This window comes from Pseudomonas sp. TWI628 (assembly GCF_039673865.1).
In the GTDB taxonomy this organism is placed as follows: domain Bacteria; phylum Pseudomonadota; class Gammaproteobacteria; order Pseudomonadales; family Pseudomonadaceae; genus Aquipseudomonas.
Genome location: NZ_JBDJMM010000022.1, coordinates 1 through 23,704 on the forward strand (window position 1 = coordinate 1; position 23,704 = coordinate 23,704).

General features: G+C 63.9%; 22 protein-coding genes. 7 read left to right on the top strand and 15 right to left on the bottom strand.

The genetic code is table 11. The annotated features are described in order from the left end of the window. Window positions 1–129 precede the first annotated feature (129 nt). A complete protein-coding gene (locus tag ABE528_RS17925) occupies window positions 130–765 on the bottom strand; it encodes a dihydrofolate reductase family protein (RefSeq protein WP_152955971.1) in 636 nt (211 codons plus the stop codon). A 162-nt stretch (window positions 766–927) separates the two neighbouring features. Here ABE528_RS17925 and ABE528_RS17930 point away from each other — a divergent pair, with 162 nt between their 5' ends. After that, window positions 928–1,740, top strand: a complete 813-nt coding sequence (locus tag ABE528_RS17930) for a crotonase/enoyl-CoA hydratase family protein (RefSeq protein ID WP_346653674.1) — start codon at window positions 928–930, stop codon at window positions 1,738–1,740. 36 nt (window positions 1,741–1,776) lie between these two features. Next, on the top strand, window positions 1,777–2,607 hold the full coding sequence (gene nudC / locus ABE528_RS17935) for an NAD(+) diphosphatase (protein ID WP_346653675.1): 831 nt from the start codon (window positions 1,777–1,779) through the stop codon (window positions 2,605–2,607). A gap of 130 nt (window positions 2,608–2,737) precedes the next feature. On the opposite strand, the gene ABE528_RS17940 is transcribed toward nudC, so the two are convergent. The 5 genes from ABE528_RS17940 to ABE528_RS17960 all read right to left on the bottom strand — a co-directional run bounded on the left by ABE528_RS17940 (window position 2,738) and on the right by ABE528_RS17960 (window position 7,827). After that, window positions 2,738–3,517, bottom strand: a complete 780-nt coding sequence (locus tag ABE528_RS17940; RefSeq protein ID WP_027919712.1) for a TSUP family transporter — start codon at window positions 3,515–3,517, stop codon at window positions 2,738–2,740. A 153-nt stretch (window positions 3,518–3,670) separates the two neighbouring features. Further along, entirely contained in the window at window positions 3,671–4,501 is an 831-nt protein-coding gene (locus tag ABE528_RS17945) for an alpha/beta hydrolase (RefSeq protein ID WP_152955975.1), read from the bottom strand. 130 nt (window positions 4,502–4,631) lie between these two features. Continuing rightward, on the bottom strand, window positions 4,632–5,984 hold the full coding sequence (locus tag ABE528_RS17950) for a glutamine synthetase family protein (RefSeq protein ID WP_152955976.1): 1,353 nt from the start codon (window positions 5,982–5,984) through the stop codon (window positions 4,632–4,634). A gap of 9 nt (window positions 5,985–5,993) precedes the next feature. Further along, window positions 5,994–6,545, bottom strand: coding sequence for an XRE family transcriptional regulator (locus ABE528_RS17955; RefSeq protein WP_346653676.1), 552 nt, complete (start codon window positions 6,543–6,545; stop codon window positions 5,994–5,996). Then, window positions 6,538–7,827, bottom strand: a complete 1,290-nt coding sequence (locus ABE528_RS17960; protein ID WP_346653677.1) for an FAD-binding oxidoreductase — start codon at window positions 7,825–7,827, stop codon at window positions 6,538–6,540. The genes ABE528_RS17955 and ABE528_RS17960 overlap by 8 nt, the downstream gene beginning before the upstream one ends. A gap of 131 nt (window positions 7,828–7,958) precedes the next feature. On the opposite strand from ABE528_RS17960, the gene ABE528_RS17965 reads away from it, so the two are divergent. From ABE528_RS17965 to ABE528_RS17975, 3 genes are all read left to right on the top strand, one after another. Then, the gene (locus tag ABE528_RS17965) at window positions 7,959–8,846 is read left to right on the top strand and encodes a LysR substrate-binding domain-containing protein (RefSeq protein WP_152955979.1); all 888 of its coding nucleotides are present in this window, start codon (window positions 7,959–7,961) and stop codon (window positions 8,844–8,846) included. A gap of 93 nt (window positions 8,847–8,939) precedes the next feature. Then, on the top strand, window positions 8,940–10,049 hold the full coding sequence (gene aguA, locus ABE528_RS17970) for an agmatine deiminase (RefSeq protein ID WP_346653678.1): 1,110 nt from the start codon (window positions 8,940–8,942) through the stop codon (window positions 10,047–10,049). Then, window positions 10,049–11,146, top strand: coding sequence for an extracellular solute-binding protein (locus ABE528_RS17975; protein WP_346653679.1), 1,098 nt, complete (start codon window positions 10,049–10,051; stop codon window positions 11,144–11,146). Before aguA ends, ABE528_RS17975 begins: the two co-directional genes overlap by 1 nt. Window positions 11,147–11,157: 11 nt before the next feature. Here the strand turns inward: ABE528_RS17975 and ABE528_RS17980 are convergent, their stop codons facing one another. The 8 genes from ABE528_RS17980 to ABE528_RS18015 form a co-directional block, all read right to left on the bottom strand. Then, complete coding sequence (locus ABE528_RS17980) at window positions 11,158–13,110, bottom strand: DNA topoisomerase III (protein WP_346653727.1); 1,953 nt, start codon at window positions 13,108–13,110, stop codon at window positions 11,158–11,160. Window positions 13,111–13,276: 166 nt separating this feature from the next. Beyond that, complete coding sequence (locus ABE528_RS17985) at window positions 13,277–13,705, bottom strand: GNAT family N-acetyltransferase (RefSeq protein WP_152955982.1); 429 nt, start codon at window positions 13,703–13,705, stop codon at window positions 13,277–13,279. Continuing rightward, complete coding sequence (locus ABE528_RS17990) at window positions 13,698–14,864, bottom strand: cupin domain-containing protein (RefSeq protein WP_152955983.1); 1,167 nt, start codon at window positions 14,862–14,864, stop codon at window positions 13,698–13,700. The genes ABE528_RS17985 and ABE528_RS17990 overlap by 8 nt, the downstream gene beginning before the upstream one ends. Before the next feature lie 81 nt (window positions 14,865–14,945). Beyond that, the gene (purB, locus tag ABE528_RS17995) at window positions 14,946–16,316 is read right to left on the bottom strand and encodes an adenylosuccinate lyase (protein WP_152955984.1); all 1,371 of its coding nucleotides are present in this window, start codon (window positions 16,314–16,316) and stop codon (window positions 14,946–14,948) included. A gap of 140 nt (window positions 16,317–16,456) precedes the next feature. Then, entirely contained in the window at window positions 16,457–17,083 is a 627-nt protein-coding gene (gene hflD, locus ABE528_RS18000; RefSeq protein WP_027919723.1) for a high frequency lysogenization protein HflD, read from the bottom strand. Continuing rightward, window positions 17,080–18,204 (bottom strand): tRNA 2-thiouridine(34) synthase MnmA, encoded by a 1,125-nt coding sequence (gene mnmA, locus ABE528_RS18005; RefSeq protein ID WP_346653680.1) that lies wholly within the window; start codon window positions 18,202–18,204, stop codon window positions 17,080–17,082. Before mnmA ends, hflD begins: the two co-directional genes overlap by 4 nt. A 59-nt stretch (window positions 18,205–18,263) precedes the next feature. After that, on the bottom strand, window positions 18,264–18,704 hold the full coding sequence (locus ABE528_RS18010; RefSeq protein WP_346653681.1) for an NUDIX hydrolase: 441 nt from the start codon (window positions 18,702–18,704) through the stop codon (window positions 18,264–18,266). A gap of 160 nt (window positions 18,705–18,864) precedes the next feature. Beyond that, a complete protein-coding gene (locus tag ABE528_RS18015) occupies window positions 18,865–21,090 on the bottom strand; it encodes an NADP-dependent isocitrate dehydrogenase (RefSeq protein WP_346653682.1) in 2,226 nt (741 codons plus the stop codon). A gap of 414 nt (window positions 21,091–21,504) precedes the next feature. Between ABE528_RS18015 and icd the strand changes: the two genes are divergently transcribed. After that, window positions 21,505–22,761: an NADP-dependent isocitrate dehydrogenase gene (gene icd, locus ABE528_RS18020; RefSeq protein ID WP_152955988.1), complete on the top strand. Its 1,257-nt coding sequence runs from the start codon at window positions 21,505–21,507 to the stop codon at window positions 22,759–22,761. A gap of 70 nt (window positions 22,762–22,831) precedes the next feature. Here the strand turns inward: icd and cspD are convergent, their stop codons facing one another. Next, window positions 22,832–23,098 carry a cold shock domain-containing protein CspD gene (gene cspD, locus ABE528_RS18025; protein WP_152955989.1) on the bottom strand — a complete coding sequence of 89 codons (267 nt, stop codon included), beginning with the start codon at window positions 23,096–23,098 and terminating at the stop codon, window positions 22,832–22,834. 230 nt (window positions 23,099–23,328) lie between these two features. Between cspD and clpS the strand changes: the two genes are divergently transcribed. Further along, window positions 23,329–23,691, top strand: a complete 363-nt coding sequence (gene clpS / locus ABE528_RS18030) for an ATP-dependent Clp protease adapter ClpS (protein WP_003251220.1) — start codon at window positions 23,329–23,331, stop codon at window positions 23,689–23,691. The last annotated feature ends 13 nt before the right edge of the window (window positions 23,692–23,704 follow it).

The window sequence follows — 23,704 nt, forward strand, 5'->3', positions numbered from 1 at the left end:
TCAATTTGCGGTTCTGTACGGAGATCGGTTCATCAGGCCGACCTGGTGAAAATCAGGGCCTGCCTAACGGCAGGCCGTTACCGGCCCGCACACAAAAAATCTGACAGTCCCATTTGCGCCTGTCAGCCCTCACCCATTCTCCGGCGGCAAATCAAACGATCCGGTCTCAACCTCACCCACCCGCACATAGCGGGCAATGATCACACCCTTGGGTGTCACCTGAGAACGCTCCAGTTTGAAAACCCCAGGCGCCGCATCATCACCGAACAACCGCTTGCCATGCCCCAGCAACACAGGGTGAATGAGCAACTGAAGCTCATCGACCAGCCCGGCAGCAAGCAGTTGCTGCACCACATTTGCACTGCCCTGGGTCAGCAGATCGGCGCCGTCCTGCTGCTTCAAGGTACGTACAGCTGCAACAATATCCGCACCCAGTGCATGGCTGTTATGCCAACCAAGGCTGCTCGGCTCATGAGTAGCGACGTGCTTGGCCACGCTGTTGAACAGGTTGGCGATGGAGAAATCCTCGGTATCGTCCTTCACCTTCGGCCAATAGCCGGCAAAGATATCGTAGGTGCGCCTTCCCAGCAGCAATTCGAAAGGCTGGTTGAACAGTGCCTGCATGGCCTGGCCGAACACTTCCTCGGCATGGGGCACGAGCCAGCCGCCATAGGTGAAGCCGCCGCTGCTGTCTTCCTGTGGGCCGCCGGGGGCCTGCATGACGCCGTCGAGGCTGACGAAGGCGGCTACGATGAGTTTGCGCATGACGGCTCTCCTGAAAGGCCTGTCGGGGTTGATGATTCACCTATGGTCGAACGGCACGCGGCCATTTCGACAGGGCATGCAGTCCCGTTTTTGGCACAAGCACGGTCACCTGCCTGGGTTACCATCCACGCCGTGAACCCTATCTCCACAGGAGTGCCGCCCGTGACCGAATACACCGCGTTCAAGGTCGAACTGACCGACAACATCGCCCATGTACAGATCAACCGCCCGGAAAAGATCAACGCGATGAACGCGGCCTTCTGGGCGGAAATCGTCGACATCTTCCAGTGGATCGATGACACCGATGCCGTGCGTGCAGTGGTGATCAGCGGTGCCGGCAAGCATTTTTCCGCCGGTATCGACCTGATGATGCTGGCGTCGCTGGCCGGGCAGATGGGCAAGGACGTTGGCCGCAATGCCCGCTTTCTGCGCAAGACCATCCAGCGCCTGCAGGCGTCGTTCAATGCCGTGGACAACTGCCGCAAGCCGGTGCTGGCGGCGGTGCAGGGTTACTGCATAGGTGGCGCCATCGACCTGATCTCTGCCTGCGACATGCGCTACTGCAGCCGCGATGCGCAATTCTCGATCAAGGAAATCGACATGGGCATGGCCGCCGATGTCGGCACCTTGCAACGTTTGCCACGTATCATCGGCGACGGCATCATGCGTGAGCTGGCCTTCACCGGGCGCAATGTGGAGGCCGACGAGGCGCTGCGCATCGGCCTGGTCAACCGGGTCTATGATGATCAGGCCGCGCTGCTCGACGGGGTCTTTGCCATTGCCCGCGAGATTGCCGCAAAATCGCCGATCGCTGTGGCCGGCACCAAGGAGATGCTCAGCTACATGCGTGACCATCGCATCGACGATGGCCTGGATTACATCGCCACCTGGAATGCCGCGATGCTGCAGTCCGAAGACTTGCGCGTGGCCGTGGCGGCGCACATGAGCAAACAGAAACCGACGTTCGCCGACTGACCGGGCCGGGGGACGCGCAGTAAAGGAACCCCCGACATGTCAGTTCGCTGGACTACCGCAGTACTCGACCCACAGCTCACCGGGGGGCTGGCCGTGGCCCGCAGCCCGGAAGGGTTCCTGGTGGACGCCAACGGCGCGCTGTTCCCTCGCGACTGGCTCAAACGCCAGGACCTGGACGTGCTGGGCGAGCACGGCATCGGCCATTTCGACGGCGAGCCGGTATTCCTGCTGGAGCTGCGCAGCGCGACCGAGGTACCGGGTTGCAGCTGGCGTGGCCTGCGTGCATTCATGCTGGAAGGTGACTTCGACATCTACAAAGTGCTCGGTTATGCCGCGCAGATCGGCACCTGGGCGCGCGAGCACCGTTTCTGCGGCAGCTGCGGCCAGGCAATGACGCAGATTCGCTGGGAGCGGGCGATGTACTGCCAGCCCTGCGACCTGCGCAGCTACCCGCGCATTTCGCCGAGCATGATCGTGCTGGTGACCCGGGGCGACGAGATCCTGCTGGCCCGTTCGCCGCGCTTCGTCACGGGTGTGTACAGCACCCTGGCGGGCTTTGCCGAGCCGGGTGAATCCGCCGAGGACTGCCTGGTGCGCGAGGTGCGCGAAGAGGTGGCGGTGGAGGTGCAGAACATCCAGTACGTCGGCAGCCAGTGCTGGCCGTTCCCGCACTCGATGATGCTGGGCTTCCATGCCGAATACGCCGGGGGCGAGATCGTCATGCAGCCGGACGAGATCGAGGATGCCAAGTGGTTCAGCGTCCATGACCTGCCGCCGCTGCCGGCTGGGCGCTCTATCGCCCGTTACCTGATCGACTTGTACGTGGCCAGACGGCTGGGTAGTGACATCCCTGCTTTCCCGTCCTAGCTGCAGTGAGAAATGACCACCGACTAGGCGCAGGATGCAGGCAATGGTCATTCCATTGCCAAATCCTGCAACGACGGCGGAGGACATTTCTCGCGCAGATAGGGCGGGAAAGCAGGGGTGTCATTGCCCATCAGGCCTGCCCGAACCAGTGCTGCCACGCTAAACGCACGGTCAACGCCAGCACCACGGTGATGAACACCGGGCGGATGAACTTGCTGCCGCCACTGATCGCCGTGCGTGCGCCGAAGAAAGCGCCGACCATCACCGACAGGCCCATGCACAGGCCGACGATGTAATCCACCTGCCCGGAAATGATGAACACCGTCAGCGCCGCGATGTTGCTGACGAAGTTCATGCTGCGCGCCACGCCGCTGGCGCGGACCAGGTCGATGGGGTAGAGCAGCAGCGTGCTCACGGTCCAGAACGCCCCGGTGCCGGGGCCGGCCACGCCGTCGTAGAAGCCTAGGGTGAAGCCTTGGGGAAACTGCCATTTCTTCTTGATTGGTGCATCGGCATCCAGCGGTGCCTTGGGCGTGCCGCCGAACAGCAGGTAGATGCCGCAGGCGAAGACGATCACTGGCAGCATCTTGTTCAGCCACTCGGCTGGCATGTAGTGGGCCACCACCGCGCCGATCGAGGCACCGACCAGCGTCGCGAACAAGGCTGGGCGCCATTGTGCCGGGTGGAACAGCTTGCGCTTGTAGTAGGTGAAGCCGGCGGTGGCCGAGCCGAAGGTCGAGCTGAGTTTGTTGGTGCCCAGCACCAGGTGCGGCGGCATGCCGGCGGTGAGCAGTGCCGGGGTGGTCAGCAGGCCGCCGCCACCAGCGATGGCATCGATGAAACCGGCGACGAAGGCGACCAGGGCGAGGATCAGCAGGGTGAGCGGTTCTACGGTGAGTTCGAAGGGCATGAGTGTCTGGCAGGCAGAGGGCAGGGCGTGCGGCAAAAGGCCGCGCTAGAAAGGGGACATGGTAATCCTGGGCGCAAACGGTTGCCAGTGCCGGCCTCTGCGGGCTTGTCGAGGCGTCGAACCGCCGCGAAGAGGCCGGTACAGCAGTCCCCATCAACTCTGGATGAACGCCAGCAGATCCGCATTGATCACATCTGCATGCGTGGTCGGCATGCCATGCGGGTATCCCTTGTAGGTCTTCAAGGTGCCATTGGGCAGCAACTTGGCCGACAGCGGACCGGAGTTCTCGTAGGGTACGATCTGGTCATCATCGCCATGCATCACCAGCACGGGCTGTTTGATGCCTTTGAGATCCTCGGTGAAATCGGTCTGCGAAAACGCCACGATGCCGTCGTAATGTGCTTTGGCGCTACCGATCATGCCCTGGCGCCACCAGTTGCCAATGATACCTTCCGACGCCTCTACGCCCGGCCGGTTGTAGCCATAGAACGGCCCTGTCGGCACATCGCGATAGAACTGCGCACGGTTGCTGGCGACCTGGGCCTGGAAGCCGTCGAACACCGACTTGGGCAGGCCGCCGGGGTTGGCCGGTGTCTGCACCATCAGCGGCGGCACGGCGGCGATCAGCACGGCTTTGGCGACCGGGTCACCAGGGTGCCGAGCCATGTAGCGCACCACTTCGCCGCCTCCGGTGGAGTGGCCGACATGCACCGCGCCCTGGGTGCCGAGGTGGGCGACCACGGCTGCCACATCGTCGGCATAGTGGTCCATGTCGTGGCCGTCCCACACCTGGCTGGAGCGCCCGTGGCCGCGGCGGTCATGGGCGACCACGCGAAAGCCCTTGGCGAGGAAGAACAGCATCTGCGCGTCCCAGTCGTCGGCGCTGAGCGGCCAGCCGTGGTGGAAGTGGATGACCGGCGCGTCGCGCGGGCCCCAATCCTTGTAGAAAATCTGAACGCCATCCTTCGTGGTTACGTAGCTCATGGTCGTGTCTCCTCAGTGCACGAACCGAAGTGAGCTATTGAGAATAGGAGGGATTGCGCACGGCATTGGAATTTGTGGTGGCGGTACCGGCTTCTTCGCGGGTAAACCCGCGAAGAAGCCAAAATCTATGTCACAGGAACCAGCGGTACTCCCGCGCACTGACTTCCTGCATGAATGCCAGATGGTCCTGGCGCTTGTTCTCGCAATACACCATCACGAACTCCTCCCCCAGCCCCTCGTTCACTGCCGGGTGGCTGCGCATGGCCGCGACCGCGCCGAGCATGTCCTTGGGGAAATCGATCCCGCTGCTGCGATCTTCGTTCAGCGGCGCAATTGGCTCCTGCCCGGCATCCAGCCCATGCTCCATGCCGCACAGGATCGCCGCCAGCACCAGGTACGGGTTGGCATCCGCCCCCGCCAGCCGATGCTCGATACGCAGGTTGCGCGCATCCGACTCGGGAATGCGAATGCACGCATCGCGGTCCTCGAACCCCCAGCTGGCACGGCTGGCGGCATTGACCATGGCGCCGTAGCGGCGGAACGCATTGTGGTTGGCGGCGAAGATCGGCATGCAGTGCGGCAGCAGCGCCAGGCAGCCGGCCACCGCGTGGCGCAACGGGCGTTGCTGGTCGGCGGCCAGCAGGTTGTTGCCGGCCTGGTCGTACAGGCTCACATGCACATGCATGCCGCTGCCCGGCGCCTGCAGGTAGGGCTTGCTCATGAACGAGGCGCGCAGCCCGTGCTTGAGCGCCACGCCGCGGGTGCTGCGGCAGAACAGGGCGGCCCAGTCGGCGGCTTGCAGGCCGTCGTCGCAGTGGCCGAAGTTGATCTCGAACTGACCGGGGCCCAGTTCGGCGGTGATGACGTTGGCGTCTACACCTTGCGTATTGGCGGTGTCGACCATGTCGTGCAGCACGTCGCTGAAGCGCGACAGCCGTTCGATGTGCATGTTGGGCTGGTCGTCGGGGTCATCGCTGAGGGGATCACGCGGGAACTGCGGCAGGCCTTGCTTGAGCGCACGGTCGAACAGGTAGAACTCCAGTTCAAACGCCACCACCGGGCGAATGCCGCGTCGTTCGAGGCGCTGCAGCACACGGGCGAGGACCTCGCGGGGCTCGAACTCGATCGGCGCGGCAGTGCCGTCGGAGCTGATCAGCATCTGCCCCAGCGGCTCGCGCTCCCAGGTTACCGGCTTGAGCGTGCCGGGGATCAGGCGGCGGATGGCATCCGGGTCGCCGTCGTTGAAGCAGTAGTCGCCAATCGGGAACAGCCCACCTTGTACACCCAATAGCACGCAGTTCTGCGGCAGTTTCAGCGGGCTGCCAGCGGCGACTTTCTCCAGCATGTCGATGGGGTAGCGCTTGCCATAGAAGTGCCCGGGGATGTCCAGGCTGAGCAGGTCGACATGGCTGACGTCGGGGTAGCGGGCACGGAACGCGCGGACTTCACTGAGCAGATCGGGAAAGCCTGTTGTTAGGGTCATGCTGTGCTCTCATCGGAATACCCAGAGGACGCGGGTCGTCTGGTTGGTCAGGTTGGCGTAGCGAAAGTGGCGGTTGGGTGGCAGCTGGAAGCTGTCGTTGGGCGCGAGGGTCACGGCTTGCTCGTCCTCGGCAAGCCAGAGGGTCAGTTCACCCTCGAGGACGAAACCTCCTTGCTCGGAGCTGTCGTCCAGGTGCCCCTCACCACTGCTGGCGCCGGGCGCCAGGTGGCTTTCGAGCATGGCAAAACGGCCGTTGAGGGTCGGCGAGACGAGCACGTCGCTGATGCCTTCGGCGTAATAGATGGTGCGTCGCTCGCCGGGGCGGGTGACCCAGTCCAGCGCGGGTGGCTGGCTGGCCTGGTAGAAGTAGGTGGTCGGCACCTGCAGGGCTTCGCTGATTGCCGTGAGGTCGGCCACGGTCGGCTGCGACAGGCCGCGCTCGACCTGGGACAGAAAGCCCAGCGAGCGTTTGACCTTGCCCGCCAGCTCATCGAGGGTCAGCCCGCGGTGCTTACGCAGGTCGCGGATCAGCAGGGCCAGGCCCTGGGCATCTTCAGACATGATCGCGCATCCTGTACCAGGCCTTGGCCGCCGCTTCCAGCGGTGCGGCCAGCAGGTCACCGCCGGGGAAGCGGCCGTTGTCGATGCCCTGGTACAACGCCAGCAGGTCGTCATCGCCGAGGATGGCATCGCTGACCGCCCGCGCGGCGGCCAGGGTCGGCAGTACGCCATGGCCGGAGAAACCTTGCAGCCAGTAGCGCTGGCCCTCGCGGCCGACGTCCGGGGTGCGCTGGATGCTGCAGTCGATGTGGCCGCCCCAGGCATAGTCGATGGCCACCCCGGCCAGTTGCGGGAACACCCGTTCCAGGTAGGGGCGGGTGGCGCTGGCGACGTCCTTGGGGATGCCGCCCAGGTAGGTGCAGCCACCGCCGAACAGCAAGCGGTGGTCGGGGGTGAGGCGGAAGTAGTCGGGCACGAACTGGTTGTCGATCACGCAGCTGTTGCGCGGCAGCAGCGAGCGGGCGAACTCGGCATCCAGCGGCGCGGTGGCCACCTGGTATGAGCCGACCGGCAGCAGCCGGCGCGACAGGCCGCGGTCGAGGCGGTCGATGTAGGCATTGCAGGCCAGTACCAGCACGTCGCAGTGCACCTCGCCATGCTCGGTGCGGGCCACGTAGCCGTTGGCGCCGGGCTGATAGCCGAGCACCTGGCTCTGCTCGAAGATGCGCCCGCCATGGGCTTCGATAGTGGCAGCCAGGCCCTGGGCCAGCTTCAGCGGGTTGAGGTGCGCGCCTTTGGCGTCATACAGCGCGGCCTGGTAGCGCGGGCTGTCGATCCATTGCGGCAGCTCGTCACGGCCGATCAGGCGCAGGGCGTCGTAGCCCCATTTGTGCTCGGCGTCGTGCAGGGCGTCTTCGAGCATCTTGATGCGCCGAGGCAGCACGGCGGTCCACAGGCTGCCGAGCCGGTAGTCGATGTCGAAGCCATGGCGCAGGGGCAGCTCGCGCATCTCGTCGGCGGCCCAGCACATGCTGTCCCACAGCCGCCGGGTGCGTTCCACGCCCAGCGCTTTCTCCAAGGGCGGCATGTCGCACGACCAGCCCAGCAACGCCTGGCCGCCGTTGCGACCAGAGGCGGCCCAGGCAACCCGGCTGGCTTCCAGCAGGGTGACGCGTTTGCCGGCCAAGGTCAGGCGCAGTGCCGTGTGCAGGCCGCTGAAACCGGCGCCGATGATCAGCACATCGGTGTTGTGCGGGCCTTGCAGGGTAGGGCGCAGGGGGATGCTGGCGGGGTAGGTCTGGGCGTAGTAGCTGGCGACGTGCTGGGCGGATTGCTTGAACATGCCTGGGCCTCGTGAAATTTATTGTGATTATTTTCATGAAAATTTAGCAGGTAATTTTCATGGCGCCAGGGCCGTTCGTCTTTCTTGATGGGTTGTATATGATCCGCAAGCCGCTCTGACAGGAATCTCCGATGCGCCGCCTGCCTTCCCTGACCGCCCTGCGCACCTTCGAATGCGCCGCCCGCCATGGCCACTTCGGCCGCGCCGCCGCTGAGTTGTGCGTCACCGACAGCGCCGTCAGCCACCAGATTCGCCAGCTCGAGGAGCAGCTCGGTGTCGCCCTGTTCGAGCGCGTGGGCCGCCAGGTGCGCCCCAGCGCCGAAGCCGAACGCCTGCTGCATCACCTGCAACAGGCCTTCGAGCTGATCGGCAAGGCCTGCGACGAATTGCGTGACCCGGCGTCCCAAGCGGTGCTGAGGGTGGCGGTGACGGCGGAGCTGGCGCAAAAATGGCTGGTCGCGCGCCTGGCCGACTTCAGCAGCCGTTACCCGCACATCACCCTGCACCTGCACGATCAGCCGATTGATGCCGGCGCCCCGGCGCTGGACGTCGACCTGGCCATCACCTACGGCACCAGCGCCCTGGACGCCAGCACCCACTTCGTTCGGCCACTGCCGTTGCTGCAGTTCTTTCCGGTGTGCAGCCCGGGCCTGTTCAACCAGGGCGGCCTCAAGCGCCCGCGCGAGCTGGTGCGCCACTGCCTGTTGCATGACGACCAGGATGGCCGCACCTGGACCACCTGGCTGGCCACCCATGCCGAGGACGCCTTGCCCACCCGTCAGCTGTATTTCCCCCATGCCGCGCTGGCGCTGGAGGCCGCGCTGCTGGGGCAGGGCGTGGCGATGGGCGACAACCTGACCTGCCAGGCTGACCTGCAGAGCGGCCGGCTGGTGCGCCCGTTCAGTGCCAGCGTGACGGCCCAGGGGCAGTACGCGCTGGTGTGCGAACGGCTGCGCCTGGAGCGTGCGCCGGTGGCCGACTTCATCGAATGGTTCATCGAACAGCTGGGCGATAGCTGAATTGAATTCAGCTATCGCTGAGTTTTCATCGTTGGATGCCGCCAGCGCGGCGGCGTAGCGTGCAGCCATCACTCACCGACACGAGGTTGACCCATGGCACGTTCGCTCACCACCACCCCCAAGGCCGATGGTTTCCGCCTGCCCGGCGAATTCGAGCGCAAGGCTGGCTGCTGGCTCGGCTGGCCGGAGCGCCCGGATGTCTGGCGCAATGGCGCCAAGCCTGCGCAGAAGGTCTGGGTCGAGATCGTCACGGCGATCGCCTCCAGCGAGCCGGTCACGGTCTGCGCCTCCGCTGCCCAGTACGCCAACGCCCGGCGCCTGCTGCCAGCGCAGGTGCGGGTGGTGGAAATGACCTGCAACGACACTTGGTTCCGTGACAGCGGTGCCTGCTTCGTGGTCAATGACAACAGTGGTGAAGTGCGCGGTGTCGACTTCGAGTTCAACGCCTACGGCGGGCTCGATGGTGGCCTCTACTACCCGTGGGACAAGGACGACCAGATTGCCCAGAAGATCCTCGAAATCGAAGGCCTGGACCGCTACCGTGCGCCGCTGATCGCCGAGCTTGGCGGCATCCAGAGTGACGGCCAGGGCAGCCTGCTGACCACCGAGCAATGCCTGCTAAACCGCAACCGCAACGCCCACCTGGGCAAGGCCGAGGTGACCCGTCGCCTTGAAGACTACCTGGGTGCCGAGCAGGTGATCTGGCTGCCGCGTGGTTGCAAGTTCGACGAGACCGATGGCCACGTCGACGACCTGGCCTGCTTCGTGCGCCCCGGCGAAGTGGTGCTGCAATGGACCGACAACCGTGACGACCCACAGTGGGAAATCTACCAGGAGGCCTACGACATCCTGCGCAGCAGCCGCGATGCCCGTGGGCGTGAACTCAAGGTACACAAGCTGCCCCAGCCCGACGTGCTGCGCTGGACGGCCGAAGAGGCCGCAGGGCTGGATCAGGTCGAAGGTACACACCTGCGCGAGGCCGGTACCCAGATCTGTGCCTCGTACATCAACTATTACGCCGGCAACTCGGCCATCGTCGTGCCGCTGTTTGGCGACCGCAATGATGCCATTGCCCAGGCGACCTTGGCCGAGCTGTTCCCCGATCACCGCATCATCGGTATCGAGAACTCTCGCGAGATCCTGCTTGGCGGCGGCAATGTCGCCTGCATCACCATGCCGCAATACGCAGCAGGCCGCCGTTGATGAAACTGAGCGCACTGACCCTTGCGCTCGCCCTGGGCTGCGCCGCCTCGGCGGCCCAGGCTGCCGAGGCACAACAGCCGACCGTCAACCTGTATATCTGGGGCGAGTACCTTGCCCCCGATACCTTGACCCGGTTCGAGCAAGAAACCGGCATTCGTGTGGTGGCCGATCACTTCGACTCGCTGGAAACGGCCGAGACCAAGCTGTTGACCGGTGGCAGTGGCTACGACGTGGTACTGACCGCCGGCCAGCACCTGAGCCGGGCCATTGCCAGCGGCGCCCTGCAGCCGCTGGACAAAGCCCGGCTGCCGCACCTGGCTGGGGTGGGTGAAGAGTTCCGCCAGCACATGGCCTTGTTCGACCCGGGCAACCGCTATGCCGGGACCTATGCCTGGGGCACCACAGGGGTGGGCTACCAGCAGCAGGCAGTGACTGCGCGTATGGGCGACGCGCCGCTGGACAGTTGGGCGATGCTGTTCGACCCGCAGGTGGTGGCGAAATTCGCCGACTGCGGGGTGAGCCTGCTCAACGACCCCAACGAAGTGTTTGCTGCGGTGATGCGCTACATGGGCCTGGACATCAACCAGCAGCGCCTTGAGGACCTGAAGGCGGCCGAGGTGCAGCTGCGCAAGGTGCGCCCGTACATTCGCTACTTTGACAATGACCGCAACATCAACGACCTGGCCAATGGCGAAACCTGTGTGGCGATGTCGTGGAACGGCAACGTGGCCATCGCCGCGGGGCAGGCGCAGCAGGCGGGCAAGGCGTTTGAGCTGGATTACAGCATTCCGAAGGAGGGCACGTTGATCTGGCTGGATGCGCTGGTGGTGCCCAAGGATGCACCGCATGCGGACGCGGCGTGGAAGTTGGTGGACTACCTGATGCGGCCGGATGTGATCGCGCCGATTACCGACACCATCCATTACGCCAATGCGATCACGGCGGCGGATGGGCTGGTGGATGCGCAGATCCGCAATGCGCCGGGGACTTATCCGCCTGCCGAGGTGAGGGCGCGGTTGTATGGCAAGAATGACAATGGCAAGGCGTTCAACCGCGAGCTGACCCGGGCGTTCAGCCGGCTGAAAAGTGGTACCTGACAGGCAACTCATCAGCTTGAAGCTTTGCGCCTTGGTTTGCGGGCAGTAGTTTTGCCTTCAGCCGCCTTGCCTTTTGCGGCACTGCTGCGGCGCTTCTTCTTCCACGGCGCCGCCTTGCCCACCGCCGGCCCGGTAATGGTCATGCGCATCCCCCGGCAACGCTCCACCAGCTTGCCCATCCATGCCGACTGCCGGGTGACGAACTCTTCCAGGCTCATCTCGCCACTCTGCACCATGTCCAGCGCCTGTTCCCAGATGGCCGTGGTACCGGGGTCGGCAATGGCGCGGGGCACGGCGTCGATCAGGCTGAAGGCGGCTGGGGTGGCGGACAGGGCCTTGCCGTTCTTCAGCAGATAACCGCGGTCGAGCAAACCCTGGATGATGCTGGCGCGGGTGGCTTCGGTGCCGATGCCGGTGGTTTCCTTGAGCTTCTGTTTCAGCTTTGGGTCGTCCACCAGCTTGGCGACGTTCTTCATCGCCTTGATCAGGTCGCCTTCGGTGAACGGTTTGGGTGGCTGGGTCCACAGGTCCTTCAGTTGCAAACCGTGCACGTTGCAGGCCTGGCCTTCACGCAAGGCCGGCAGCACCTGGGCTGGCTGGGCCTCGCGGCCCTTGGCCGGGGTCAGCGCCTCGGGCAGGGCGCGGCGCCAGCCGGGCTCGACGATTTGCTTGCCGACGGCGCGCAGGGCATGGCCGGCGCAGTCGAACTCGGCCTGGGTGCGGTCGTACTCGTGGTTGGGCAGGAACTGCGCCAGGTAGCGGGCACGGATCAGGGTATAGACCGCCTTGTGTTTGGCCGGCAGGCGAGCCGGGTCGCTGGCGGCTGCCGTGGGGATGATGCCGTGGTGGGCGCTGACCTTGGCGTCGTTCCAGGCGCGTGATCGGCGCTGTGGCTCCAGGTGCGCTTGCAGCGGCGCCAGGCTGGCGTCGGCCCGCTGCAGCGCCGCGAGGATGGCCGGCGCCTCGCCGTGCTGGCTGACCGGCAGGTAGCCGCAGTCGCTGCGCGGGTAGGTGATCAGCTTGTGGGTTTCGTACAGCGCCTGGGCGATGTCGAGGGTTTCCTGGGCGCCAAGGCCAAACTTTTTCGAGCACAGCTCCTGCAGGGTACCGAGGTCGAAGGGCAGTGGTGCGGCCTCGCGCACGCGCTCGGTGGCGACCTTGAGTACCCGTGCCGTACCGGCATTGTTCATGTCGGCAGCGGCCTGCTGGGCCAGCGCCTGATTGAGGCAGCGGCCCTGGTCGTCACAGGTGTCCTCCGGTGCGCGCCACTGGGCGTTGAAAACCTGGCCGGCACTTTCCTGCTGGACATCGATGGCCCAGAACGGCACGGGCACGAAATCAGCGATGCTGCGGTCGCGGTCGACCACCAGGCGTAGGGTAGGGGTTTGCACCCGGCCCACTGGCAGCACGCCCTGGTAGCCGGACTGGCGACCGAGCAGGGTGAACAACCGGCTCATGTTCATGCCGATCAGCCAGTCGGCGCGGGAGCGGCCCAGGGCCGAGTGGTAGAGGTTGAAGGTTTCCTGGCCGGGCAGCAGGCGCGCCAGGGCCTTGCGGATCGAGGCGTCGTCCAGGGCCGACAGCCACAGGCGCTGGATCGGGCCGCGGTAGCGGCAATGCTCGACCAGTTCGCGGGCAATCATTTCGCCTTCGCGGTCGGCGTCGGTGGCGATCACCAGCTCGCGGGCTTCGCCAAGCAGGCGCTTGACCGCCTTGTACTGGCTGGCGGTCTTGGGCTTGACCAGCATTTTCCACTTTTCCGGAATGATCGGCAGGTCGGCCAGGTTCCAGCGCTTGTAGCGGTCGTCGTAGCTGTCGGGCGGAGCGGTTTCCAGCAGGTGGCCGATGCACCAGGTCACGCAGACGTCGGTGCCCTGCCAGCAGCCGTCGGCCTTGCGGTTGGCACCGAGCACCTTGGCGATGTCTTTGGCCTGGGAGGGTTTTTCACAGAGGAACAGGCGCATGGCCGGGAACGCTTCATCGGGAGTGATGGGCACTAGGATGCGCAAGCGGGGGGGCAGAGGCAAGTTTTATCTGGATGGATGTACAGGTTTTTGTGAGGGGGAGTGTCTTGACCTGTGCCGGCCTCTTCGCGGGTAAACCCGCGAAAGGGCCAGTGCAGGTTACAGATCAGGCGCGCGAGTCGCGCACCATGTCCACGTGCGGGATGCCGGCTTCGAGGAACTCCTCGCTGACTACGCGAAAGCCCAGGCGCTCGTAGAACGGCGTGGCATGCACCTGCGCACTGAGCATCTGCTGCTTCAGGTCACGCTCCTGCGCTTCGACGATCACTGCATTCATCAGTGCATCGCCGACTTTCAGGCCACGCCAGTCCTTGAGCACCGAGACCCGGCCGATGGTGCCGTCAGGCAGCAGGCGGGCGGTGCCGATCGGGTAGTCGCCTTCCAGCGCCAGGAAGTGCGCGGCGCTCGGATCGTCCGAATCCCACTCAAGCTCCGGCGGTACATGCTGCTCGGCAATGAACACGGCTTCGCGAATACGGCGGATATCAGCGTTGTCCTTGTGCCAGTCGGCTAGGCGCACACGAATCTTATTCATTGGCGAATCCCAGGCTTCCTTGTTTGATCAGCTGCTGTACCAGCATAAGGCCATCTTCATCCTGCAACCACTGCTCAAGGTTGTCGATGTGTAACGCATCGGCCGAGCACACCAGCTTCAGCAGTTCGCGCAGCTTGGCCGGCAGTGGGCAGCTGCGGCCGCTGGCGAACAGCATCAGGTCGTCGCCGAGCTCGGACCAGGCCATGCGGGCGCTTGGGTTGCGGATCAGGATGGCGCCGTCTTCCAGGGCTTCGATCAGCTCGTCCTCGTCCATTTCTTCACCGACCACCTGCTCCGGGTAGCGCGGCTCGGTCATGAACTGGCCGAACCAGGTCAGCAGCAGGTCCTTGTCGTTGGTGTGCTTGTCGATCAGCGCCTTGAGGCGGTCGAGGGCGTCGTGCTGGATCTGGTGCGGGTCGCTGGCAGGTTGTGCGTCGGCGTCGCTGTAGCGCTCTTCGTCCGGCAGGAACTGGCCGAGGAAGTCGGTGAAGTGGGTCAGCACTTCGGCGGCGCTTGGGGCGCGGAAGCCCACCGAGTAGGTCAGGCAGTTGTCCACGGCGACGCCGTAGTGGGCCAGGCGCGGGGGCAGGTAGAGCATGTCGCCCGGCTCCAGGGTCCATTCGCCGCTCTGTTCGAACTCGGCGAGGATGCGCAGGTCGGCGTGCTCCAGCAGCGGGCTGTCGCTGTTGCACATCTGGCCGATCTTCCAGTTGCGCTCGCCGTGGCCCTGCAGCAGGAACACGTCGTAGTTGTCGAAGTGCGGGCCGACGCTGCCGCCTGGGGTGGCGAAGCTGATCATCACGTCATCGATACGCCAGCTCGGCAGGAAGCGGAAGTGCTCCAGCAGCTCGGCAACTTCCGGGACGAACTGGTCGACGGCCTGCACCAGCAGGGTCCAGTCCTGTTCCGGCAGCTCGGCGAAGGTGTCTTCGGTGAACGGGCCGCGGCGCAGCTCCCATGGGTGGGCGCCGTGTTCAAGGACGATGCGCGACTCGACTTCCTCTTCCAGGGCCAGGCCGGCCAGCTCGTCGGGGTCGATCGGGCTTTCGAAGTCCGGGAAGGCCTGGCGCACCAGCAGTGGCTTCTTCTGCCAGTAGTCGCGCATGAATTCGCGGGCCGAGATGCCGCCGAGCAGCTGCAGTGGAGTATCAGGATTCATGTTCAACCTATTGAAAAAACGTAATTTTCGTCCGGGAATAAAAACGCCCGGCTAGGCCGGGCGTTGAACGCGACGGTCAGCTTAGATGCGTTTGGCCTGGGCTGCCGCGTTACCGATGTAGGTAGCCGGGGTCAGCAGCTTCAGTTCGGCCTTGGCGTCGGCCGGCATGTCGAGGCCGTCGATGAAGGTCAGCAGCGCTTCTGGCGTGATGCCCTTGCCACGGGTCAGCTCCTTGAGCTTCTCGTAGGGGTTCTCGATGTTGAAGCGGCGCATCACGGTCTGGATCGGCTCGGCGAGGACTTCCCAGCAGGCGTCCAGGTCGGCGGCGATGCGGGCTTCGTTGACTTCCAGCTTGCCGATGCCTTTCAGGCTGGCTTCATAGGCGATGACGCTGTGGGCGAAGCCCACGCCCAGGTTGCGCAGCACGGTGGAGTCGGTCAGGTCACGCTGCCAGCGCGAGATCGGCAGCTTGCTGGCCAGGTGCTGGAACAGCGCGTTGGCGATGCCTAAGTTGCCTTCGGAGTTTTCGAAGTCGATCGGGTTGACCTTGTGCGGCATGGTCGACGAGCCGATTTCGCCGGCAACGGTCTTCTGCTTGAAGTAGCCCAGCGAGATGTAGCCCCAGACGTCGCGGTCGAAGTCGATGAGGATGGTGTTGAAGCGGGCGATCGCGTCGAACAGCTCGGCGATGTAGTCGTGCGGCTCGATCTGGGTGGTGTACGGGTTGAACTGCAGGCCCAGCTCGTCTTCGATGAAGGCGCGGGCGTTTTCTTCCCAGTCGATCTGCGAATAGGCCGACAGGTGGGCGTTGTAGTTGCCCACGGCGCCGTTGATCTTGCCCAGCAGCGGCACGGCGGCAACCTGGGCGATCTGGCGCTCCAGGCGGTACACGACGTTGGCCAGCTCTTTGCCCAGGGTGGTCGGCGAAGCCGGCTGGCCGTGGGTGCGCGAAAGCATCGGCACGTCGGCGTGGGCGTGGGCCAGGGCGCGGATGGCGTCGGCGATCTGGCGCATCAGCGGCAGCAGCACGTCGTCACGGCCAGCGCGCAGCATCAGGGCGTGGGACAGGTTGTTGATGTCCTCGCTGGTGCAGGCGAAGTGGATGAACTCGCTGACCTTAGCCAGCTCAGGCAGCTTGGCGGCCTGCTCCTTTAGGAGGTATTCGATCGCCTTGACGTCGTGGTTGGTGGTGCGCTCGATTTCCTTGACGCGTTCGGCGTGCTCGAGCTTGAAGTCGCTGGCCAGGCTGTCCAGCAGGGCGTTGGCTTCGGCGGAGAACGCCGGCACTTCGCTGATCTGCGGGTGGGCGGCCAGGCGCTGCAGCCAGCGCACTTCGACCAGGGCGCGGAAACGGATCAGGCCGAATTCGCTGAAAATGGGGCGCAAGGCCTGGGTTTTGCCGGCGTAACGGCCGTCTACAGGGGAAACCGCAGTGAGCGAAGAAAGCTGCATGGGGTGTTCTCGGACAGTCAGGCTTTTGGAAGGGCGCATATCATACATGAATTTCGCGCCCGAGTCGGGTGGCTGACCAAAGGTCAGCCCTATAAAAGTGCTTGATGCGATCCCTGTGGGAGCGGGTTTGGTGTCGCCTGTCAGGAGGGCGAACGCATCATGTCGTACAGTTCGTTGAGCAGCTTGCGGCGGCTGAACACCAGCTGCCAGCGGTGCCCGCCCAGCTGGCGCCACAGGCGCGCGGCGCGGATGCCGGCGAGCAGCAGGGCGCGGATCTTCGAGGCGTTGCTGGCCTGCTGCAGGAAGCGCATGTCGCCATGCACCTGGATGCGCTGGCGCAAGGTACTCAGGGTGTCCTGGTACAAGGCTCCGCTGGAAGCGATGACATTTTCGTGAACCAGGCCGAAATGGTCGGCCTGGGACTGGATTTGCGGCAGGCGGTTGCCGATGGTGTCGAGCAGGTCGCCGCGCTTGTTCAGCTGGCGCTCAAGGCCGAGCATCGACAGCGCGTAGCGCAGCGGCTCGCGCTGCAGGCTGCTGGGGTCGCGCTCCAGGGCGCCGACCAGGGCGCGATAACCGTCACGCAGGTTGAGGTCGTCGCCGCCGAACACCTCCAGGGTGTCCTTGGGGTCGCGCACCAGCAGGCTGCCGAGCATGCAGCCGATGTTGGCTTCGCTGGCCTGGCCGGTACGGGCGATGCGGTCGACCAGCACGGCGGCCTGGAATACGCCGCCCAGGGCAATCAGCTGCTCCTGCAGGTTGCTCATGCGCGTGGGCTCCACGGCTCGGCGGTTTCGATCACGCCGCCGCCCAGGCACACTTCGCCGTCATAGAACACCACCGACTGGCCCGGGGTCACGGCGCGCTGCGGCTCGTCGAACACGGCGCGATAGCCGGTTGCGGTCAGCGCCAGGGTGCACTGCTGGTCGCTCTGACGGTAGCGCACCTTGGCCGTGAGCTGGCGCGGGCTGCTCAGGTCGATCGGGTTGACCCAGAAGATTTCCGAGGCGAGCAGGGCGCGGGAGAACAGCCACGGGTGTTCGTTGCCCTGGCCGACCACCAGCACATTGCGGGTCAGGTCCTTGTGCAGCACGTACCACGGCTCGTCACCGGCGTCCTTCAGGCCACCTATCCCTAAGCCCTGCCGCTGGCCGATGGTGTGGTACATCAGGCCGTGGTGGCGGCCGATCACTTCACCTTCGGTGGTTTCGATGTCGCCGGGCTGAGCCGGCAGGTACTGCTTGAGGAAGTCGCTGAAGCGGCGCTCGCCGATGAAGCAGATCCCGGTGGAATCCTTCTTCTTGGCGGTGGCCAGGCCGTGTTTTTCGGCAATGGCGCGCACTTCAGGCTTTTCCAGTTCGCCGACCGGGAACAGGGTGCGGGCAATCTCTTTGCCGCCGACGGCGTGCAGGAAGTAGCTCTGGTCCTTGTTCGGGTCCAGGCCCTTGAGCAGTTCGGTCAGTTCGCCAGTGTCGCGGCGACGTACGTAGTGGCCGGTGGCGATCAGGTCGGCACCCAGCGACAGGGCGTAGTCGAGGAACGCCTTGAACTTGATTTCGCGGTTGCAGAGGATGTCCGGGTTGGGCGTGCGGCCGGCCTTGTATTCCTCGAGGAAGTGCTCGAACACGTTGTCCCAGTATTCGGCGGCGAAGTTGGCGGTGTGCAGCTTGATGCCGATGCGGTCGCACACGGCCTGGGCGTCGGCCAGGTCTTCACGGGCGGTACAGTATTCGGTGCCGTCGTCTTCTTCCCAGTTCTTCATGAACAGCCCTTCCACCTGGTAGCCCTGCTCCATGAGCAGAAGGGCGGAGACGGAAGAGTCCACGCCGCCGGACATGCCGACGATGACGCGGGTCTTGGCGGGGTCTTTGAGTGCTGGGCTGGTCATGGGTACCGGTGTGTATCAAGGGGGAAAAACGCCGATTCTATCAAAACCGGCGCGGCGCGTCAGTCACGCAGCAAGTCGAGGCTATGCAGCGGGCCGTCGAGGTAGTCGTCCAGGCAGCGCGGGACGAGTTCGCTGCGCCAGCGGGAGGGGTCGGCCAGCAGTTCGTCGCGGGTCAGCCACACGGCGCGGACGATATCGCTGTCCAGCGCCCGCTCGGCATGGTGGCGCACGGGGCGGGCGGCGAAGCAGATGCGCTGGTAGGTCACGCCGTTGCTTGGCGCGGTGTACAGGTAGATACCGACAACGCCGGTGAGCTCGACTTCCCAGGCGGTTTCTTCCAGGGTTTCGCGCAGGGCGGCCTGGGGCAGGGTCTCGTTGGGTTCGAGGTGGCCGGCGGGTTGGTTGAAGACGTGCTGGCCGGCTTTGAATTCTTCGACGAAGAGGAACTTGCCTTCGTGTTCGACGATGGTGGCGACGGTGATGTGCGGTTGCCAAGACACGGTCGATTCTCTCCCTAAGTGGCAAGTTTCAAGCTGCAAGCCACAAGTCGAAGCTGTCCGCGTACTGCTTCGACTTTTGGCTTGCAGCTTGCAACTTGCAGCTGAAAAAGCACAAACCCCGGTGCGTGGCCGGGGTTTGTGCTGTTACGTCAAGCGAACCTTACAGGGCGGCAATGGCGCTGTTCAGGGTCTGGCTTGGGCGCATCACCTTGGCGGTCAGCGCGGCATCCGGGGCGTAGTAGCCACCGATGTCGGCCGGCTTGCCCTGAACGGCGTTGAGCTCGGCGACGATGGTCTCCTCGTTCTCGGCCAGGGTTTTCGCCAGCGGTGCGAAGCGCGCTTGCAGCGCAGCGTCGTCAGTCTGGGCAGCCAGGGCCTGAGCCCAGTACAGGGTCAGGTAGAAGTGGCTGCCGCGGTTGTCGATACCACCGACTTTGCGCGAAGGCGACTTGTTGGTGTCGAGGAACTTGCCGGTAGCCTGGTCCAGGGTGTTGGCCAGGACCTTGGCGCGCGGGTTGTCGTAGGTGTTGCCCAGGTGCTCCAGGGAAGCGGCCAGGGCCAGGAATTCACCCAGCGAGTCCCAACGCAGGAAGTTCTCTTCCACCAGCTGCTGCACGTGCTTCGGAGCCGAACCACCGGCGCCGGTTTCGAACAGGCCACCGCCGTTCATCAGCGGCACGATCGACAGCATCTTGGCGCTGGTGCCCAGTTCCATGATCGGGAACAGGTCGGTCAGGTAGTCGCGCAGCACGTTGCCGGTCACCGAGATGGTGTCCTTGCCTTCGCGGATGCGGGCCAGGGAGAACTTGATCGCGTCGACCGGTGCCAGGACACGGATGTCCAGGCCAGCGGTGTCGTGATCCTTCAGGTACTTCTGTACCTTCTCGATCATCACGCCGTCGTGGGCGCGCGCTGGGTCCAGCCAGAACACCGCCGGGGTGTTGCTCAGGCGGGCACGGTTGACGGCCAGCTTGACCCAGTCCTGGATCGGCGCGTCTTTGGTCTGGCACATGCGGAAGATGTCACCGGCTTCGACGTTCTGCTCCAGAACGACCTTGCCCTTGCCATCGACCACACGCACCACGCCGTCGGCCTGGATCTGGAAGGTCTTGTCGTGGGAACCGTACTCTTCGGCCTTCTGCGCCATCAGGCCGACGTTCGGCACGCTGCCCATGGTGGTCGGGTCGAAGGCACCGTTGACTTTGCAGTCTTCGATGGTGGCCTGGTAAATGCCGGCGTAGCAACGATCCGGGATGATCGCCTTGGCATCCTGCAGTTCACCGGCGGTGTTCCACATCTTGCCCGAGTCACGGATCATCGCCGGCATCGAGGCGTCGACGATGACGTCGCTCGGCACGTGCAGGTTGGTGATGCCCTTGTCGGAGTTGACCATGGCCAGGGCTGGACGCTCGGCGTACAGGGCCTGGATGTCGGCTTCGATCTCGGCCTGCTTGTCAGCTGGCAGGTCCTTGATGCGGGCGTACAGGTCGCCGATGCCGTTGTTGGCGTTGAAGCCAACCTGGGCCAGGGCGGCGGCGTGCTTGGCCAGCACGTCGTTGTAGAATTCTTCGACAATGACGCCGAACATGATCGGGTCGGAGACCTTCATCATGGTGGCCTTCAGGTGCACCGACAGCAGCACGCCGGAGGCCTTGGCATCGGCGATCTGCTCGGCGATGAAGGCTTTCAGGGCCTTGCGGCTCATGGTGGCGCAGTCGACGATTTCGGCGGCCTTGACGGCGGTCTTGGCTTTCAGCACGGTGGTGCTGCCATCTTTGCCGACCAGCTCGATGCGCAGGCTGTCGTCAGCCTCGATCAGTGCGGCTTTTTCGCTGCCGTAGAAGTCGCCGTTGGTCATGTGGGCAACGTGCGACTGCGAGTCGGCGGCCCAGGCACCCATCTTGTGCGGGTGCTTGCGGGCGTAGTTCTTGACCGACAGCGGCGCGCGGCGGTCGGAGTTGCCTTCGCGCAGCACCGGGTTCACGGCCGAGCCCTTGATGCGGTCGTAGCGGGCGCGGGATTCTTTCTCGGCCTCGGTGGACGGCTCGTCGGCGTAGTCAGGGATGTTGAAGCCCTTGCCTTGCAGCTCCTTGATCGCGGCCTTGAGCTGCGGTACCGAGGCGCTGATGTTCGGCAGCTTGATGATGTTGGCTTCAGGGGTGGTAGCCAGCTGGCCCAGTTCCGCCAGGTGATCGCCTACTTGCTTCTCTGCGCCCAGTTGCTCCGGGAAGGCGGCGAGGATACGGCCAGCCAGGGAGATGTCGCGAGTTTCGACGGCGATGTCAGCGCAAGCTGTGAAGGCTTCGACGATCGGCAGCAGCGAGTAGGTGGCGAGGGCGGGGGCTTCGTCGGTGAAGGTATAGATGATCTTGGAACGGGTGGGCATGCGGGTTAACTCTCTGTGTGCTGAGCGTGCTCGAGTCTCGTGTTGCGCAGGGTAGGCGCATCGCCCTGGCAACGCCATGAGCGGAAAGTCGAGAGGCTGCGAGCGGTGATGGTGGATGCATCAGTCGAGCGTCAATGCTGAGCTGCGGTAACAACCCAGACTTTTTCGGCCTTTCATGGCCAAGGGCGGTCCGCATTTTCCTGGGATTCGCCCCGATGACCCTTCGGTCGCGGCGGAGTATACCAAACCATTCGGGCTATTCAGCAAGGCGAAGTGACATCGGCGCCATTTATAAGACCAAAGACGTAGGGGCAATGTGGTGAATTGCCGCACCGCTTGCAGGTCGACGGATGTGGTTTAGGCTCATTGCATCGCATGATGTCCAATCACACCCGACAGCGGAGTAGTGCAAGCATGGGATACCAGAAAATCAAGGTTCCGACCGACGGCACCAAGATCACCGTCAATGCAGACCATTCGCTCAACGTGCCCGACAACCCGATCATTCCTTATATCGAAGGTGACGGGATTGGCGTCGATGTTTCGCCAGTGATGATCAAGGTGGTCGATGCCGCCGTGCAGAAGGCCTACGGCGGCAAGCGCAAGATCGCCTGGATGGAAGTGTATGCCGGCGAGAAGGCCACCCAGGTGTATGACCAGGACACCTGGCTGCCCCAGGAAACCCTGGATGCGGTGAGAGACTACGTGGTGTCGATCAAGGGGCCGCTGACCACTCCGGTCGGTGGCGGCATTCGCTCGCTCAACGTGGCCCTGCGCCAGCAGCTCGACCTTTATGTGTGCCTGCGCCCGGTGCTGTGGTTCCAGGGCGTGCCAAGCCCGGTGAAGAAACCCGGCGATGTCGACATGGTGATCTTCCGCGAGAACTCCGAGGACATCTATGCCGGTATCGAGTGGAAGGCCGGCTCGCCTGAAGCGAACAAGGTGATCAAGTTCCTCAAGGAGGAAATGGGCGTCACCAAGATCCGTTTCGACCAGGATTGTGGCATCGGCGTCAAGCCGGTCTCCCGCGAGGGCACCAAGCGCCTGGTGCGCAAGGCGCTGCAGTATGTGGTGGATAACGATCGCGAGTCGCTGACCCTGGTGCACAAGGGCAACATCATGAAGTTCACCGAGGGTGCCTTCAAGGACTGGGGCTACGAAGTGGCTCGCGACGAGTTCGGCGCCGAACTGCTCGATGGTGGCCCATGGATGAAGTTCAAGAACCCCAAGAGCGGCCGTGAGGTGATCGTCAAGGACGCCATTGCTGACGCCATGCTCCAGCAGATCCTGCTGCGCCCGGCCGAGTACGATGTGATCGCCACCCTCAACCTCAACGGTGACTACCTGTCCGACGCCCTGGCGGCGGAGGTGGGTGGTATCGGTATCGCGCCGGGTGCCAACCTGTCCGACACCGTGGCCATGTTCGAGGCTACCCACGGTACTGCGCCGAAGTATGCCGGGCAGGACAAGGTCAACCCGGGTTCGGTGATCCTGTCAGCGGAGATGATGCTGCGCCACATGGGCTGGACCGAGGCGGCCGACCTGATCATCAAGGGCACCAACGGCGCGATCGCGGCCAAGACCGTGACCTACGACTTCGAGCGCTTGATGGACGGCGCTACGTTGGTGGGCAGCTCGGGCTTTGGTGACGCGATGATCAAGCATATGTAAGGCAATAGAAAACCGGCCGCTTCCATTAAAGAAGCGGCCGGTTTTTTCGTATAGCGGCAGAGGGCAGGGGTCAGACTTGCACGGTTACGCCCTCGGACTGGCCTGCGGCGCTGGCCGTGGTGGCAGCAACAGCGGCGGCGTCCCTGATATTGACCGCATGCAGGCCTTTAGGGCCCTGAATGATCTCGAATACCACGGATTGGCCGGCCTTGAGCGTCTTGTATCCGTCCATCTGCACCGCTGAATAGTGCGCGAACAGATCCTCGGTTTTACCCTCCTCATTGACGAATCCGTAGCCCTTGGCATTGTTGAACCACTTGACTTTACCGCTTGCCATCCCTATGTCCCTCTGCAAAGGACTCCATCACTGGAGTATCATCCACTTCATCCGCATACGAACCATGCGAAAAATCTGGTTGACTGCGCGGATCTTTATCGACCACGGTGGGTTCTTATTGGTTGTAACACCGTTTTGCCGATAGTCAAGGTCAGGTGGCGCGTGCGCCAGCGGCCGCCAATGCAGTCAACCCACAACCTTAACCTGACGCTCATGATGAAATTCTTTCCATGCATGCACCCAGTGAGATTCGACTAACATTCAATCAGGATCGCCCGCAATCCAATGAGGACGACGGCTCGGGGCTTGCAGTACAGGAAGCCAAGCCGATCCTGCAGGCGCCACCGATGTACAAGGTGGTTTTGTTCAACGATGACTACACGCCGATGGATTTCGTCGTCGAAGTGCTCGAAACGTTCTTCAGTCTGAACCGCGAGCTGGCGACCAAGATCATGCTGACCGTCCATACCGAAGGGCGGGCAGTGTGCGGATTGTTTACCCGTGACATCGCCGAAACAAAGGCCATGCAGGTCAACCAATACGCCAGGGAAAGCCAGCATCCGCTACTCTGTGAAATCGAGAAGGACGGTTAATCGCCGACCACTT

Excerpts from the sequence above, each read along its gene's own strand:
- ABE528_RS17925 (WP_152955971.1), bottom strand. The coding sequence starts at position 765 with ATGCGCAAACTCATCGTAGCCGCCTTCGTCAGCCTCGACGGCGTCATG.
- nudC (WP_346653675.1), top strand. The coding sequence starts at position 1,777 with ATGTCAGTTCGCTGGACTACCGCAGTACTCGACCCACAGCTCACCGGG.
- ABE528_RS17940 (WP_027919712.1), bottom strand. The coding sequence starts at position 3,517 with ATGCCCTTCGAACTCACCGTAGAACCGCTCACCCTGCTGATCCTCGCC.
- ABE528_RS17945 (WP_152955975.1), bottom strand. The coding sequence starts at position 4,501 with ATGAGCTACGTAACCACGAAGGATGGCGTTCAGATTTTCTACAAGGAT.
- ABE528_RS17950 (WP_152955976.1), bottom strand. The coding sequence starts at position 5,984 with ATGACCCTAACAACAGGCTTTCCCGATCTGCTCAGTGAAGTCCGCGCG.
- ABE528_RS17955 (WP_346653676.1), bottom strand. The coding sequence starts at position 6,545 with ATGTCTGAAGATGCCCAGGGCCTGGCCCTGCTGATCCGCGACCTGCGT.
- ABE528_RS17960 (WP_346653677.1), bottom strand. The coding sequence starts at position 7,827 with ATGTTCAAGCAATCCGCCCAGCACGTCGCCAGCTACTACGCCCAGACC.
- ABE528_RS17965 (WP_152955979.1), top strand. The coding sequence starts at position 7,959 with ATGCGCCGCCTGCCTTCCCTGACCGCCCTGCGCACCTTCGAATGCGCC.
- aguA (WP_346653678.1), top strand. The coding sequence starts at position 8,940 with ATGGCACGTTCGCTCACCACCACCCCCAAGGCCGATGGTTTCCGCCTG.
- ABE528_RS17975 (WP_346653679.1), top strand. The coding sequence starts at position 10,049 with ATGAAACTGAGCGCACTGACCCTTGCGCTCGCCCTGGGCTGCGCCGCC.
- ABE528_RS17980 (WP_346653727.1), bottom strand. The coding sequence starts at position 13,110 with ATGCGCCTGTTCCTCTGTGAAAAACCCTCCCAGGCCAAAGACATCGCC.
- ABE528_RS17985 (WP_152955982.1), bottom strand. The coding sequence starts at position 13,705 with ATGAATAAGATTCGTGTGCGCCTAGCCGACTGGCACAAGGACAACGCT.
- ABE528_RS17990 (WP_152955983.1), bottom strand. The coding sequence starts at position 14,864 with ATGAATCCTGATACTCCACTGCAGCTGCTCGGCGGCATCTCGGCCCGC.
- purB (WP_152955984.1), bottom strand. The coding sequence starts at position 16,316 with ATGCAGCTTTCTTCGCTCACTGCGGTTTCCCCTGTAGACGGCCGTTAC.
- hflD (WP_027919723.1), bottom strand. The coding sequence starts at position 17,083 with ATGAGCAACCTGCAGGAGCAGCTGATTGCCCTGGGCGGCGTATTCCAG.
- mnmA (WP_346653680.1), bottom strand. The coding sequence starts at position 18,204 with ATGACCAGCCCAGCACTCAAAGACCCCGCCAAGACCCGCGTCATCGTC.
- ABE528_RS18015 (WP_346653682.1), bottom strand. The coding sequence starts at position 21,090 with ATGCCCACCCGTTCCAAGATCATCTATACCTTCACCGACGAAGCCCCC.
- icd (WP_152955988.1), top strand. The coding sequence starts at position 21,505 with ATGGGATACCAGAAAATCAAGGTTCCGACCGACGGCACCAAGATCACC.
- cspD (WP_152955989.1), bottom strand. The coding sequence starts at position 23,098 with ATGGCAAGCGGTAAAGTCAAGTGGTTCAACAATGCCAAGGGCTACGGA.
- clpS (WP_003251220.1), top strand. The coding sequence starts at position 23,329 with ATGCATGCACCCAGTGAGATTCGACTAACATTCAATCAGGATCGCCCG.